At 69.1% G+C, this 14,132-nt stretch carries 11 protein-coding genes; 5 read left to right on the top strand and 6 right to left on the bottom strand.

The features are described 5' to 3' along the window. Positions 1 to 15: 15 nt before the first annotated feature. From ACE3PU_RS13100 to ACE3PU_RS13080, 5 genes are all read left to right on the top strand, one after another. The gene (locus ACE3PU_RS13100) at positions 16 to 2,511 is read left to right on the top strand and encodes an LPS-assembly protein LptD (RefSeq protein WP_374390481.1); all 2,496 of its coding nucleotides are present in this window, start codon (positions 16 to 18) and stop codon (positions 2,509 to 2,511) included. A 79-nt stretch (positions 2,512 to 2,590) separates the two neighbouring features. Next, positions 2,591 to 3,958, top strand: coding sequence for a peptidylprolyl isomerase (locus ACE3PU_RS13095; protein ID WP_374390479.1), 1,368 nt, complete (start codon positions 2,591 to 2,593; stop codon positions 3,956 to 3,958). Next, positions 3,955 to 4,950 (top strand): 4-hydroxythreonine-4-phosphate dehydrogenase PdxA, encoded by a 996-nt coding sequence (pdxA, locus tag ACE3PU_RS13090; RefSeq protein WP_374390477.1) that lies wholly within the window; start codon positions 3,955 to 3,957, stop codon positions 4,948 to 4,950. The genes ACE3PU_RS13095 and pdxA overlap by 4 nt, the downstream gene beginning before the upstream one ends. A gap of 8 nt (positions 4,951 to 4,958) precedes the next feature. Continuing rightward, entirely contained in the window at positions 4,959 to 5,768 is an 810-nt protein-coding gene (gene rsmA / locus ACE3PU_RS13085; RefSeq protein ID WP_374390475.1) for a 16S rRNA (adenine(1518)-N(6)/adenine(1519)-N(6))-dimethyltransferase RsmA, read from the top strand. Positions 5,769 to 5,776: 8 nt separating this feature from the next. Beyond that, positions 5,777 to 6,898, top strand: coding sequence for a pyridoxal phosphate-dependent aminotransferase (locus ACE3PU_RS13080; protein WP_374390473.1), 1,122 nt, complete (start codon positions 5,777 to 5,779; stop codon positions 6,896 to 6,898). Here the strand turns inward: ACE3PU_RS13080 and ACE3PU_RS13075 are convergent. The 6 genes from ACE3PU_RS13075 to fabF form a co-directional block, all read right to left on the bottom strand. Beyond that, complete coding sequence (locus ACE3PU_RS13075) at positions 6,895 to 8,106, bottom strand: cation:proton antiporter (RefSeq protein ID WP_374390471.1); 1,212 nt, start codon at positions 8,104 to 8,106, stop codon at positions 6,895 to 6,897. The two genes, ACE3PU_RS13080 and ACE3PU_RS13075, sit on opposite strands and share 4 nt — an antisense overlap. Before the next feature lie 60 nt (positions 8,107 to 8,166). Continuing rightward, positions 8,167 to 9,924: an ATP-binding protein gene (locus ACE3PU_RS13070; protein WP_374390469.1), complete on the bottom strand. Its 1,758-nt coding sequence runs from the start codon at positions 9,922 to 9,924 to the stop codon at positions 8,167 to 8,169. 204 nt (positions 9,925 to 10,128) lie between these two features. Then, on the bottom strand, positions 10,129 to 10,770 hold the full coding sequence (gene gmk / locus ACE3PU_RS13065; protein WP_374390467.1) for a guanylate kinase: 642 nt from the start codon (positions 10,768 to 10,770) through the stop codon (positions 10,129 to 10,131). Further along, positions 10,760 to 11,644, bottom strand: a complete 885-nt coding sequence (locus ACE3PU_RS13060; RefSeq protein WP_374390465.1) for a YicC/YloC family endoribonuclease — start codon at positions 11,642 to 11,644, stop codon at positions 10,760 to 10,762. The genes gmk and ACE3PU_RS13060 overlap by 11 nt, the downstream gene beginning before the upstream one ends. Continuing rightward, the gene (mltG, locus tag ACE3PU_RS13055; protein WP_374390463.1) at positions 11,641 to 12,822 is read right to left on the bottom strand and encodes an endolytic transglycosylase MltG; all 1,182 of its coding nucleotides are present in this window, start codon (positions 12,820 to 12,822) and stop codon (positions 11,641 to 11,643) included. The genes ACE3PU_RS13060 and mltG overlap by 4 nt, the downstream gene beginning before the upstream one ends. 1 nt (position 12,823) lies before the next feature. Then, the gene (fabF, locus tag ACE3PU_RS13050) at positions 12,824 to 14,098 is read right to left on the bottom strand and encodes a beta-ketoacyl-ACP synthase II (RefSeq protein WP_374390461.1); all 1,275 of its coding nucleotides are present in this window, start codon (positions 14,096 to 14,098) and stop codon (positions 12,824 to 12,826) included. Positions 14,099 to 14,132 lie beyond the last annotated feature (34 nt).

Genomic DNA, 14,132 nt, shown 5'->3' with positions numbered 1-14,132 from the left:
AATGACGGATGGCATATGCAGGGTGATCGCCGCGAGCGCCGCTCGAATGTCCTGAGACGCAGGCTGCTCGCCGGCGCGGCCCTTGCCGTATGCGCCCCCCTCGCCACGGGCGCGGTCGCCCAGACGGGTCCGGAAACCGCAGGTTCCTCCGACGGCCTGCCGCCCGACGCCGTCTATATCGAGGCGGAAAGCGCCCGGCGTGAAGGGGACGTCGTCACGGCCCAGGGCACGCCCGAAAACCGCGTCTATCTGCGCGCGCGAGGGCACACGCTGCGCGGCGAGAGCCTGTCCTACGACCTGTCGGCCGGAACCGCCGCCGCGGCGGGCCGCGTCGAGGCGGTGGCGCCCGACGGCACGGTCGTCCACGCCAGCCGGCTGGAGCTGGACCAGAACCTGAACGCCGGGGTCGCGGTCGATTTCGCCACGCGGACGCCCGACGGCGCCAGCCTGATGGCCGCCACGGCCGTGCGGCGCAGCGAGACGGCCAACGAACTGAACTACGCCGTCTTCACCCCCTGCCCGATCTGCGACGAGAACGGGCCCAAGACTCCCAGCATCTCGATCCAGGCCGAGAAGGTCGTCCAGGACGAGGAACTGCGCGCCATCCTGTACCGCAACGCGGTGTTCCGCATCGGCGGCGTACCGGTCTTCTACACCCCCTTCTTCGCCCACCCCGATCCGACGGTGGAGCGGGCTTCCGGCGTGCTGGTGCCGATCATCAACTATGACGAAGGGCGCGGGTTTTCGGTCGAGGTCCCGTACCTGCATGTCGTTTCGCCGTCCGAGGACTGGCTGATCAGCCCCCAGATCAACACCGAGGTCGCGCCCCTGTTGAACCTGCAGTGGCGCCGACGCTTCGCCAACGGCATGATCGTGGCGCGGGGCGGCTACACCTATGAGCGCGACTTCGGCGATTTCGACCTGGACGGCGACGGCGACTTCGAGAGCAATGTGCGCTTCGGAGACCAGGACCACCGCAGCTACCTTCTGTCCCACGGCCACTTCGACCCCGCGGGTCCGTGGCGGTTCGGCTTCACCGCCGAGCGCACCTCGGACAAGACGCTGTTCGACCGCTACGACATCCGCGACCCCTATCAGGACGACGGCCTCTATTACGGGGATCGACGTCGGCTGATCAGCCAGGTCTACGCCGAGCGGCAGAGCGAGCGATCCTATCTGTCGATCGCGGCCTTCTCGATCCAGAGCCTGCGGCTCGACCCACGCTTCGCCGACAACGACTTCCGCAACGCGGAAGGGTTCAAGGTGTTCGAGGACGATCACGCCCTGCCGCTGGTCGCGCCCCTCGTCGAGGCGCGGTGGGAGCCGGAAGGGCCTGTCCTGGGCGGCCGCCTGAGGCTGAAGGGCTCGGCCGTGTCGCTTTACCGCGACGCCTATGTCGGTTCGCCCGTACTGCGCCCCGACCTGTTGCCGCCGATGACGCTGGCCACCCTGCCCGGCGTCGACAGCCGCCGCATCACCGGCCAGTTTGAATGGCGCCGCGCCCTGATCTCTCCACTGGGCGTCCGATGGGAGCCCTTCGTGGATGGCCGGGCCGACGTCTATTCGGTCGGCGACCTGCCGCCGGTGCTGGGCGTCGACGCCGACGACGCCGCCATCAGCCGCACACGCTTCACCGCCGGCCTGGACGTCAGCTATCCGCTGATCCGTCGCACCGCCAAGGCGGACGTCATCCTGGAACCGGTGGCCCAGCTGTCGGTCTCGACCGACCCCGATCTGGACCCGCGCATCCCCAACGAGGACGCCCAGGTCATCGAACTGGACGAGTCCTCGCTGTTCCGTATCGATCGCTTCTCCGGCTACGACCTGCTGGAAGGCGGCGCGAGGTTCACCGCCGGCGGTCGCGCCACCATCCGCTGGGCGGAAGGCCGCAGCGCCAGCCTGTTCGTCGGCCGCAGCCACCGGTTCGACGAGGAAGACGCCTTCCGCACGCCGATCCCCGACGATCCCTCGCGGCTGTACGATCCCACGGGGCTGGCGTCCGAGACGTCGGACTGGGTGGTTCAGGGCAGCTTCTCGCGCTCCGACCGCATCCGCAGTTGGGCCCACGCCACCGTCGACGGCTCGGGCGACATCCGCAGGGCCGAGGCCGCGATGGACGGTCGCTGGGGCCGGCGCAACGTGGCGGCGATCAGCTACATCGTCGACCGGTCCGATCCGCTCTACGTCGACAGCCAGCCTGATCCGAACAACCCCGTCGGCCCGCCGGTCGGTTCGCTGAACCGGAACTACGAGTTCATCCAACTGGCCGCCCAACAGTTCGTCTATCGCAACTGGGGCGTCGCCGTCGCCGGCATCGCCGACCTGGAACGGGACGTGATCACCCGTTCGGAAGTGGGACTGCTGTTCGACGACGATTGTTTCCGCTTCGAGGTGGGTTTCCGGCGCGACAACACACGCGTGCGGCCCAGCGGACCTTCGGAAGGCCTCTATGTGCGCCTAAACCTCGCCACTTTCGGAGGTTCAGGTTATGGACAGAGCGAATTGCGTTGAGCATGACGCTTGACGGGGCGCCGTCATGCCGACGACCCGGCGCGGCCGGGTGGACCGCTTTGAGGAATCAGGACGACCGATGGGTTTGATGCGTTATTCGACGGGGGCTGCGCTCACGGCGCTCCTCCTCGCCGGTTCAGCCTATGGGCAGACGGCCCCGACCCCCGCGCCGACTGGGGCCCCGGCGCCCGCCGCGGGCGCCCCGAATCCCGCCGCCGAGGACGCGCCCGTCCGCCAGGCCGCCGCCCAACCCGAGTTCGAGATGGCCGACGGCATCGTCGCCGCCGTCAACGATCGCATCATCACCGGCTTTGACCTGCGTCAGCGCATGCTGATGCTCATCTCCTCGTCGCAAGTGCGGCCGACCGAGGAAAACCTGCCCGCGATCCAGCAGGCGGCGCTCAACGCCCTGATCGAGGACCAGCTGAAGTCCGGCGAAATGGCTCAGTACGCCGAACAGCTTCAGGTGACCGACGCGGACATCGACGAGGAGATCGCCGGCATGGCGCAGGCCGCGGGGACGACGCCCCAGGCCTACCTCGACTACCTGCGCGAGGGCGGCATCCAGCCGGAGACGTTCCGCAACGGCCTTCGCACCGAGATCGGCTGGAGCCGCCTGGTCGGCGGACGTTTCGGCAGCCGCGCCCGCCCGACGCCCGCCCAGATCGATCAGGAAGTCCGCCGCCTGAACGAGGCGGCCTCGCAGCCGCAGTATCTGGTCGGTGAAATCTACATCGAGGCCGCGCGCGTCGGGGGCCAGCAGGCCGCGCTGAACGGCGCCCAGCAGCTTGTGCAGCAGATCATACAGGGCGCGCCCTTCCAGGCTGTGGCGCGTCAGTTCTCCGCCGCCCCGTCCGCCGCGGCGCGCGTCCCCGGCGACGCCGGTTGGCTGGTGAAGGGCTCGGTCCAGCCGGCGCTGCAGGCGATTTTCGACCAGCTCCAGCCCGGACAGCTGTCGAACCCCATTCCCGTCGAGGGCGGCGTCTACATCATCTACATGCGCGACAAGCGCGACGGCGCGGCGTCCAGCCTGGTCTCGCTTCGTCAGCTGATGGTCGAACTGCCGGAGACCGCGTCTGAAGCCCAGATCGCAGAGGCGACACGCACGCTGGAGGGCCTGCGTCAGGGCCTGACCTGCGACAACATCCTGTCCCAGGCCCGGGCGACGCAAGGCGTCCTGGGCGGCGACCTCGGCGAGTCCGACGTCGCCGACCTGGCGCCGCAGTTCCAGCAGTTCGCCCGCACCGGCGAGATCGGCGCCGTGTCGACCCCGATCCGCACGCCGCTGGGCCTGCATCTGGTCTCCGTCTGCGGTCGTCGCGTCGGCGGTCCCGAAGCGCCGTCGCGCCAGCAGGTCGAGGGTCGGCTGCGTTCTCAGAACCTGGCGGTGCTCGAGCGTCGATACCTGCGCGACCTGCGCAACAGCGCCCTGATCGAGTTCAAGTGATCCGGCCTTTGGTCCTGACGCTGGGCGAACCCGCCGGCGTCGGGCCGGAGATCGTCGCCGCAGCCTGGCGCGCCCGCCCGCCTCAGAACTTGCCGTTCGCCGTCATCGGCGACGCCGATCTGATGCGCGGCCAGGGAGTTCCGGTCGCCGAGGTCTTCGCGCCGCTGGATGCGGCCGAGGCCTTCCCGCGCGCCCTGCCCGTCATCCATCGCCCCTTGCCCGCGCCGGTTCGGGTCGGCGCGCCCGATCCCGCCAACGCGGCCTCCGTCGCCGACGGGATCGAGGAAGCGGTCAGCCTTTGCCTGGCGGGCGAGGCGTCCGGCCTTGTGACCGCCCCCATCGCCAAGGCGCCGATGTACGCCTCGGGCTTTCGCTTTCCAGGCCATACGGAGTTCATCGCCGAACTGACCGCGGACGCGCCTTATCCCGGTGTGCGGGGACCGGTGATGATGCTGACGGCCCGGGACCTTCGCGCCTGCCTGGTGACCATCCATGTGGCGCTGGACCAGGTAGCGGAGCTGCTGACCGGGGAGCGCGTGGCCCGCACCGCCCGGGTGGTGCACGAGAGCCTGCGGCGCGACTTCGCCATCGCCCGGCCGCGCCTGGCCATGGCGGCGCTGAACCCCCACGCCGGGGAAGGCGGCGCCTTGGGCCTGCAGGAAATCGAGACCCTTATCCCCGTGGCCGAACAACTGCGCGCCGAGGGGATCGACATCACCGACCCCAGGCCCGCCGACACCCTGTTCCATGACGAGGCGCGCGCGACCTATGACGCGGCCATCTGCATGTATCACGACCAGGCGCTGATCCCGGTCAAGACGCTGGACTTCTGGGGCGGGGTGAATGTCTCGCTGGGCCTGCCGGTCATCCGCACCTCGCCGGACCACGGCACCGGTTTCGACATCGCCGGCAAGGGCGTGGCGCGGCCCGACAGCCTGATCGCCGCCATCCGCGTGGCGTCGGAGATGGCGGCGGCGCGCGCCGCGCGCTAACAGGGCGTGTGACCGACCTTCCCTCCCTTCGCGAAACCCTCGACGCCCACGGCCTGTCGGCCAAGAAGAGCTTCGGCCAGCACTTCCTGCTGGACCTAAACGTGACGCGAAAGATCGTCCGCCTGGCCGGGCCGTTCGAGGGCCGCGCGGTGATCGAGGTGGGCCCCGGCCCCGGCGGCCTGACCCGCGCCCTGCTGGAGTCTGACGCGGGCAAGGTGGTCCTGGTCGAGAAGGACCCGCGATTTATCCCGCTGCTGTCAGAACTGGACGACGGCGCCGGGCGTCTGACGATCGTGGAGGCGGACGCGCTGAAGGTGAAGGAGGCGGACCTCGTGTCCGGCCCCGCGCATCTGGTGTCCAACCTGCCCTACAACGTCGGCACCGCCCTGCTGATCAAATGGCTGACCGGCCCTTGGCTGCCGCACGCCCTGACGCTGATGTTCCAGAAGGAGGTGGCCGAGCGCGTGGCCGCAGCGCCCGGCGACGACGCATATGGCAGGCTGGCGGTGATCGCCCAGGCCGTCTGCACTGCGCGCATCGTCATGCACCTGCCCGCCGCCGCCTTCACCCCGCCGCCCAAGGTGGCCTCGGCGGTCGTGCATCTGGTTCCGCTGGCCGAACGCCCTTCGCCCGAACGACTGAAGAAGCTGGAACGCGTCACCGCCGCCGCCTTCGGCCAGCGCCGCAAGATGCTGCGCTCCAGCCTGAAGCAGTTGGGCGGCGCGGCCCTGTGCGAAGCGGCCGGCGTCGAACCCGACGTGCGGGCCGAGACCGTGGACGTGGCGGGCTTTCTGCGTCTAGCGGACGCCCTTTCCTGAGGCCTGTCATGACCGTCGAACCGTTCCGCGCCATCACCGTCAGCCGTCTGGCGCACCAGCTGAAAGCCGAGGGTCGGTCGATCATCCACATGGAGTTCGGTCAGCCCTCGACAGGCGCGCCCGCCGCCGCCATCGCCCGCGCCCATCAGGTGCTGGACGCGGACGCCATGGGCTATTGGGAAAGCCCCGACCTGCGCGGCCGCATCGCGCGCCTGTATCAGGGCCGCTACGACGTCTCGGTCGACCCTGATCGAATCCTGCTGACCTGCGGCGCCTCGCCCGCCCTGGTGCTGGCGCTGAGCGCGCGATTCCGACCTGGCGACCGCATAGCCCTCGCCCGGCCCGGCTATGTCGCCTATCGCAACGCCCTGCGCGCCCTGCACCTGGAGCCGGTCGAGATCGCCTGCGGTCCGGAGAGCCGGTTCCAGCTGACCGCCGCCCAGTTGGCCGTGCTGGACCCGGCACCCGCTGGCGTCATCATCGCCAGCCCGGCCAACCCGACCGGAACCATCATCCCTGACGCCGAACTGGCGGCCATCGCCGAGGTGTGCCGCACCCGTAACATCGCCATCGTCTCCGACGAAATCTACCACGGCCTCAGCTACGTGGGGCCGACGGCCTCGATGCTGCAGTTCGCCCCCGACGCGATGATCATCAACAGCTTCTCCAAATACTGGAGCATGGCCGGCTGGCGGCTGGGCTGGCTGCTTGTCCCCGACGCCCTGATCGACGCCGCCCGCGCCTATATCGGAAACATGTTCCTGACCCCGCCCAGCCTGAGCCAGCACGCGGGGCTGGTCGCCATGGACGCGACGGAGGAGCTGGAAGGCCACATCCAGACCTACGCCCGCAACCGCGACCTGATGCTGGAGGCCCTGCCCGCCCTGGGGCTGAGGAAGATCGCCCCGCCGGACGGCGCCTTCTACATCTGGGCCGACATCGGCCACCTGACCGACGACAGCGTCGCCTTCTGCGAACAATTGCTGCGCGACACCGGCGTCGCCACGGCCCCGGGCGTCGATTTCGATCCCGTAGAGGGCCGTCGCTTCATCCGCTTCAGCTTCGCCGTGTCGACGCCCGAGATACGCGAGGCCCTGGACCGTCTCCGCCCCTGGTTCGCCGCCCGCTAGCCCGCCTTCCTCGCCAGCCCGACCAGCCGGGCCAGCTTGGGCGTGACCAGCGGTATGGTCAGCATGGTCGAACCCACCGCCATCAGCAGCAGGGCGGTGAAGGTCTCGTTGGTGATGATCTGCCGGTCCAGCAGGATGTTGGCGAAGATGATCATGATCAGCGCCTTGGTCTGCAACAGCCAGCCGATGATCGAGGCCTCGCCCTTCTCCCATTTCAGAATGCGGCCGGCCATGTGCACGCCCGCCAGCTTGCCCGCCACCGAGGCGACCAGCAGCACGGCGGCCGCGCCGAACACCATCACCCCGCCCACGTCCCATTGGGTGCGCAGACCGGTGCTCAGGAAGAAGACCGGCATGATCGCCAGCAGCACATGATTGCGGAACAGATCCATCTTCTCCTGATCGAACCATTTGCCGTCCAGCACCGCGCCGGCCAGGAAGGCGCCGACCATGAAGTGCAGGCCGGACCAGTCGCCGGCGAAACCGCACGCCGCCAGCCAGATCAGGGCGACGTACCAGCGGTCACGCTCCGGAATGCGCTTCATGATCCAGCGCACGGCGAAGGCGGCGACGGCGAAGCCGACCAGGAAGGCGGCCTGACGCCCGACCCGTTCCCAATCCAGCAGGATGATGGCCAGCACGCCCCAGATGGCGATGTCGTCCAGGCTAGCGTAGCGCAGCACCCGCTGACCCAGCGGCTGGCGCAGGATCTCCAGCTTCTCCATGAACAGCACCAGGATGGGCAGGGCCGTCACGGCGCAGGCCATGCCGATGCCCAGCACCACCTGCCACGTCTCGCCGCGAGGGCCCGCCCAGCCGGGAAATTGCAGCATCCCGAGAGCAACGATCGAGCCGAAGATCAGCGGCGTGGCCAGCGCCAGTCCCGCGGTGACGCTCGTCTCGCCCTTCCGTTTCCAGGCCTGGCTAAGATCCAGTTCGAGGCCGGCGATGAAGACGAAGATCATGACCGCCCACCAGGCGACGCCGTTCAGCGCCGTGATGACGTCCGGCGTGAAGACAGTCGCATAATAGGCCGGAAAGGCCGCGCCCAGCACGCCTGGTCCCAGCAGGATGCCGCCGATGATCTGCACCACGACCAGGGGGGCGTAGTACTCGGTCTTCAGCCCCCGCCAGATCAGATACGGCACGCTGAAGATGATCAGCATGGCCACCAGATACAGCTCGGTCGTGGTTACGCCGTGATGCATCGCTTCCCCCCCTTTTTGGGCGAGGGTATGGGCATTGTCGGACCTATGGCAACGCTGAATCTAGGCCGCCCGTTCGACCTCCACGCGGCGGGCCTGCACCGCCTTCTGCAAGGCGTCGTAGAGCCGCTTCGGCTCCAGCGGTTTGGCCAGCCAGTCGGTCATTCCGGCGGCGTAGCAGGCCGACACCTGCTCCGCCTCGGTGCCGGAGCTGAAGCCGATCACGAGAACGCCTGCGTTCGGGCCGTTCGAGGCGCGCAGTCGTCGCGTGGTCTCGTTGCCGTCGATGCCCGGCATGTTGACGTCCATCAGCACCACGTCGAACGGCCGTTCCGCCAGCAGCGCCAGCGCCAGATGACCGTCCGACGCGGTCGCCAGTTCGACCTCAAGCGGCTGAAGCACCAGCGCGATGGTGCGTCGGTTGATCTCGTGATCGTCCACCGCCAGCACCCGGATGCGTTGGGACAGATCCGGGGCGGCGGCGTCTAGATCGTCATTGGCCTGGGTCGGCTCGCCGGCGGGCAGGTCCAGGCGCAGGGTGAAGGCCGCGCCCTGTCCTTCCACGCTTGTAGCCGTCAGGTCGCCGCCCATCAGGCGCGCCAGTTCCCGGCTGACCGTCAGGCCCAGCCCCGTGCCGCCATAGGTGCGGGCCACCTCGGCGGACCCTTGAGCGAAGGGCGAAAACAGGCGGTTCATCGCCTCGGCCGAAATGCCGGGCCCCTGGTCGACGACGGTCAGGGTCAGGCGGTGCGTATCCGCCCACGTCGGAGCCGAGACCTGAAGCCGGATTGTGCCGGCGGGCGTGAACTTGATCGCGTTGGAGACCAGATTGTTGACGACCTGGCGCAGGCGGTAGGGGTCGCCGCGAAGCCAGATCGGCGCGTCGTCCACCCCGGAAACCTCCAGCGTCAGCGCCTTTTCGGCCGCGGGCGCGGCCCAGAAGCGGGCCGTGTCGCGGATGAAGTCGCCCAGCTCGAAGTCCCGGCTCTCCAGTTGCATGGCCCCGGCCTCCATCTTGGAGTGATCCAGAAGGTCATTGAGCATGCCGGTCATCAGCCGCCCCGCGTCGATGATCAGGTCGGCCGTCTCTTCGCGGCTGCCCGGCAGCTTGCCCTCGCGCAGGACATGGGCCCCGGCGAGGATGGCGCTGACAGGGGTGCGAAGCTCATGGCTGACGATGGCGGCCATGGCGGCGCGGTCGGCCATCGCCGCCTGGGCCTGCTCCACTCGTCGTTCGGATTCCGCCAGAGCCTCCACCTCCGCGCGACGGGCCGCGTGAACCCGCCAGTAGACGTTCAGGATGGCGCCGGCGAACAGGGCGGCCGACAGGGTCATCACGATGACGCCGTGCAGGTCGCCCTGCACGACCTTCACGACCGGCATCAGCGCCAGAACCAGCAGATAGGGCGTGGCCCCGATGAAGAAGACCGCGCGCGAACCGATGCCCGACGCCACATTGGTCAGCAGCCCGCCGGCCAGCGTCAGGGCTGCCAGGGTCACCAGCGCCGGATGGTTGGTCGACCACACCATCAGGGCGACCCCGCCGTAGATCGCCGCCATGGTGGTGGTGGAGGCCAGCGCCAGGATGATCAGACGACGGTCGGCCGAGGGCTCGGCCCGCCGGAACGGAGCCATGGCGAAATATTCGAAGGCCTGGCCGACCGCCGCCAATGCCAGCCAGGGCGCGATCCAGCCCGAAAGCCCTGCGGCGTGCAGCGCCCAAACCACAACGCCTGCAAGCAGCAGCCGCACCGGAACTTGCTTCAGCCGCTCCTGCGCGCTGGCGGCCAGGATCGGACCTTTCGAATCGAGAAAACGCATCACCCCCCATTCGCCCGCTACCGTTAGGTGAAGTTGGCGAACAGCTTATGAATCCGGGGCGGACGAACGACTAGGCAATGTCCCGTACAGGCGTCTTTACCCTCTGGAACAGGACTCCGGGAGAAAACCGGGACAGTAGCGTAGCGTGGCGTAAAGCGTTGAGTACCGAGGCGGCGTCGCACCGAACCCCCGCGGCGTCGCCTCTCAAACAACCTCGCGCAGCAGGGCCGCGCGGTAGTTCTCCACCCACAGGTTCCGGAACCGCTTGGACCGTTCGGCGTGATAGATGTGCGCCAGTTCGGCGTACGACCGGTCGAAGTCCTCGTTCACCAGCACATAGTCGAAGGCGTCGCAGTGCTCGATCTCGCCCTTGGCGTTGGCGACGCGGCGTTCGATGACGTCCTCGGCGTCCTGCGACCGGGTCACCAGGCGGCGGCGCAGTTCGGCCAGGCTGGGGGGCAGGATGAAGACGCGCACCGCATCCTCCGGGCATTTCTCGGCCACGTCGCGCGCGCCCTGCCAGTCGATGTCGAACAGCACGTCGCGCCCCTCGGCCAGGGCCCGGTCCACCGGCGCACGCGGGCTGCCGTAGCGATTGCCGTGAACGTCCGCCCATTCCAGGAAGGCGTCGGCGTCGATCAGCCGCTGGAACTCGTCACGGCTGACGAAGTGATAGTCGCGTCCGGGAACCTCCCCCGGCCGCACGTCGCGCGTCGTCATCGACACCGACAGCTCCAGACCGCGGTGGTCCGCCATCAGCCGGCGGCACAGGCTGGTCTTGCCCGCGCCCGACGGGCTGGCGACGATCAGAAGGACGCCCCGCCGGGGCGTGTGTTCATTCGACATTCTGGACCTGTTCACGCAACTGCTCGATCACGGCCTTCAGTTCGAGGCCGACTCCGGTGAGCGCGGTGGTAGCGGATTTCGAGCACAAGGTGTTCGCCTCGCGCATGAATTCCTGCATCAGGAAATCAAGTTTCCGCCCCGCGGGCGGCTGGCCCAGCAGCTGACGGGCCGAGGCGACGTGGGCGGTCAGGCGATCCAGCTCCTCGCGCACGTCCGCCTTGGTCGCGAGCGCGGCGGCCTCCAGGAAGATGCGGTCCTCAAGGCCCGGCGATTCGGGTGCCAGCTCGGTGATGCGGCGGGTGAACCGCTCGCGGATGGCCTCGACCTGGGCTTGAGCCTCGCCCTCCGCCTGCGCCACCAGCGCTTCGATGCGGGCGATGAAATCCTCGAGCACCGGCTTCAGCTGGGCGCCTTCGCCCTGGCGAGAGGCCTTCAGGGCGTCCAGCGCCTGTTCGATGCTCCTGGCCATGGCGGCCTGGAGAAGGGCGCGCGCCTCGGGATCGTTCTCTTCTTCCGGTGTCTCGATCACGCCGCGCAGGGCCAGAAGACCGTCAGCGGAAGGGGGCGTGGCGCCATCCTCGGCCAGTTCATTGGCCAAGGTCAGATAGCGCGCCAGCAGCGGGGCGTTGATCGTCACCGCGACTTCGGCGCCAGCGGTGCGGCGCGCCTGCAGACCCAGCGTCACCTGTCCGCGCGCGAAGCGGGCCTGGCCGGCCGCCTTGGCCAGTCGGTCCAGGTCGTCGAAGCCGTTGGGCCCGCGATAGCGGACCTCCAGATTGCGGCCGTTGACCGAGCGCACCTCGACCGACCAGGTCCAGCCGTCGGCGGCGCCGTCCGCCCGGCCGAAGCCGGTCATGCCTGAAAGCGCGGTCATCGCGACCCTGCTCCCGCGCCCGTGTTGGGTCCCTGGCTTGCGCCGGCGGGCAGTGTGAGGGTCGCCTGGCCGCCGGTGACGGGCTGGCCCTGCGGATCGGTCATCGGCGCCGGCGACATGCCCGGCGCCGCCGGGGCCGGGGCCTCGGGCGGCAGTCCGGCCTTCTGGCGTTCGATCTGGCGCCAGCGGGCGACGTTGCGCAGATGCTCCTCATAGGTGTTGGCGAAGGCGTGGCCGCCCGTGCCGTCGGCGACGAAGAACAGGGCCGGATCGACGATCGGGTTCAGCACGGCGCGCAGGGCCTCACGTCCCGGATTGGCGATCGGCGTCGGCGGCAGGCCGTCGATCAGATAGGTGTTCCACGGCGTCGCCTGGGTCAGCTCCGAGCGACGGATGCCGCGGCCCAGCGGCCGGCCCTTGGTCAGGCCGTAGACGATGGTCGGGTCGCTCTCCAGCCGCATGCCCTGGCGGAGCCGGTTGGAGAAGACGGCGGCGACGCGCGGGCGTTCGGCGGCCAGGGCCGTCTCCTTCTCGACCACCGAGGCCAGGATCAGCGCCTCGTCCGGATTGCGGGCGACCGTGCCGGGCGCGCGCTGGGCCCACAGGATGCGAAGGTTCTCGCGGGCCGCGACCTGCATCCGCTCGATCACCGACTGGCGGCTTTCGCCCCGCGTGACCTCATAGGTGTCGGGCCAAAGCGTGCCTTCTTCAGGCGTCTCCGTCACGGCGCCGGTCAACACCGGCTGCCGCATCAGGATGTCCACCGCCTGGGCCGAGGACCAGCCTTCCGGAAGGGTCACGAAGTGGCGGACCACCCGCCCCTCGACCATCAGCCGCAACACGCCCGCGAGGGAGGTTCCAGACGGTACGTCATATTCTCCGGCCCGCAGCTTGCGGTCGGCCCCGGTCAGCGAGGCGGCGGCCTTGAATAGATCGGGCGAGCGGATGACGCCGGCCGCCTTCATCTGGGCCGCTATGGCCGAGACGCTGGAGCCGCTGGGCAGGGTCACGACGGTGCTGTCGCCCTGACGCGCCGACGGGCCGGGGCCGTAATAAACGCTCCATATCGCCACGACGGCCACGATCATGAACAGGGCGAAGGTGGCGGACCCCGTCAGAAGGGCGACCGTCAGTCCCGATCGCCGGCCCGGCTTCTCCACCCGCCCTCGCCCGAACATCTCAGTCCACGACCTTCTTGAAGATCACCGAGGCGTTGGTGCCGCCGAAGCCGAAGCTGTTGGACATGGCCACGTCGATCTTCATCGGCTTGCCCTTGTGCGGGACCAGATCGATCGGCGTCTCCATCTCGGGGTCGTCCAGGTTGATGGTCGGCGGCGCGATCTGGTCGCGGATCGCCAGCACGCAGAAGGCCGCCTCGATGGCGCCGGCGGCGCCCAGCAGGTGGCCGGTCATCGACTTGGTCGAACTGACGGTCAGGTTCCGCGCGTGGTCGCCGACCAGGCCCTCGATCGCCTTCAGCTCGATCCAGTCGGCCATAGTCGAGGTGCCGTGGGCGTTGACGTAGTCGAGATCCGACGGCGCCATGCCCGCGCGCTTCAGCGCCATCTTCATGGCCCGCAGACCGCCCTCGCCGTCCTCGGACGGCGCGGTGATGTGATAGGCGTCGCCGCTCAAGCCGTAGCCGACGACCTCGGCGTAGATCTTGGCCCCGCGCGCCTTGGCGTGTTCGTATTCCTCGAGCACCAGAATGCCGGCGCCCTCGCCCATGACGAAACCGGCGTGGCCTCGATCATAGGGGCGCGACGCCTTCTCGGGCGTGTCGTTGTAGGCGGTGCAAAGGGCCTTGCAGGCCAGGAAGCCGGCGATGCCGATCGGCACGACCGAGCTTTCGGCCCCGCCCGCCACCATCACGTCGGCGTCGTCCAGCGCGATCATCCGCGCCGCGTCGCCGATGGCGTGGGCGCCGGTGGCGCACGCGGTCACCGCCGCGTGGTTCGGTCCCTTGAGCCCGTGGCGGATCGAGATCTGGCCGCCGGCCAGGTTGATCAGGGCGCTGGGGATGAAGAAGGGGCTGACCCGGCGCACGCCCTGCTCCTTCAGGATGATGGCCGTGTCGGCGATGGGGCCCAGGCCGCCGATGCCGGAGCCGACCATGACGCCGGTCCGTTCCTTGTCCTCGTCCGTCTCGGGCTTCCAGTTCGCGTCGTTCAGGGCCTCATCGGCCGCGGCGATGGCGTACAGGATGAAGTCGTCGACGCGCTTGCGGTCCTTGGCGGACATGATCTTCTCGGGATCGAAGTCGCCCTCGCCGCCCCCGCCGCGACCGTCCACGCTCGGCACCTCGCCGGCGATGGTGCAGCCGTAGCCCTCGGTGTCGAACGCGGTGATCGGGCCGATGCCCGAGCGGCCCTCGACGATGCCCTTCCAGCTCTTCTCGACGCCCCAGCCCAGGGGGGTCAGCAGACCGATGCCTGTAACGACGACGCGCCGCATGGCTCCCGCTCCTTCACTCTCGCAATCACGTTCC

The sequence above is a fragment of the Brevundimonas sp. genome (assembly GCF_041911375.1).
Lineage (GTDB): Bacteria > Pseudomonadota > Alphaproteobacteria > Caulobacterales > Caulobacteraceae > Brevundimonas.
The sequence above is the reverse complement of the archived record's forward strand: the minus strand, read 5'-3'. Positions and strand labels throughout refer to the sequence as shown.

Bases quoted from the DNA above. Each gene is read 5' to 3' on its own strand.
- ACE3PU_RS13095 (WP_374390479.1), top strand. From the start codon at position 2,591: ATGGGTTTGATGCGTTATTCGACGGGGGCTGCGCTCACGGCGCTCCTC.
- ACE3PU_RS13060 (WP_374390465.1), bottom strand. From the start codon at position 11,644: ATGACCGCGCTTTCAGGCATGACCGGCTTCGGCCGGGCGGACGGCGCC.
- ACE3PU_RS13075 (WP_374390471.1), bottom strand. From the start codon at position 8,106: ATGCATCACGGCGTAACCACGACCGAGCTGTATCTGGTGGCCATGCTG.
- fabF (WP_374390461.1), bottom strand. From the start codon at position 14,098: ATGCGGCGCGTCGTCGTTACAGGCATCGGTCTGCTGACCCCCCTGGGC.
- ACE3PU_RS13070 (WP_374390469.1), bottom strand. From the start codon at position 9,924: ATGCGTTTTCTCGATTCGAAAGGTCCGATCCTGGCCGCCAGCGCGCAG.
- gmk (WP_374390467.1), bottom strand. From the start codon at position 10,770: ATGTCGAATGAACACACGCCCCGGCGGGGCGTCCTTCTGATCGTCGCC.
- ACE3PU_RS13080 (WP_374390473.1), top strand. From the start codon at position 5,777: ATGACCGTCGAACCGTTCCGCGCCATCACCGTCAGCCGTCTGGCGCAC.
- mltG (WP_374390463.1), bottom strand. From the start codon at position 12,822: ATGTTCGGGCGAGGGCGGGTGGAGAAGCCGGGCCGGCGATCGGGACTG.
- ACE3PU_RS13100 (WP_374390481.1), top strand. From the start codon at position 16: ATGCAGGGTGATCGCCGCGAGCGCCGCTCGAATGTCCTGAGACGCAGG.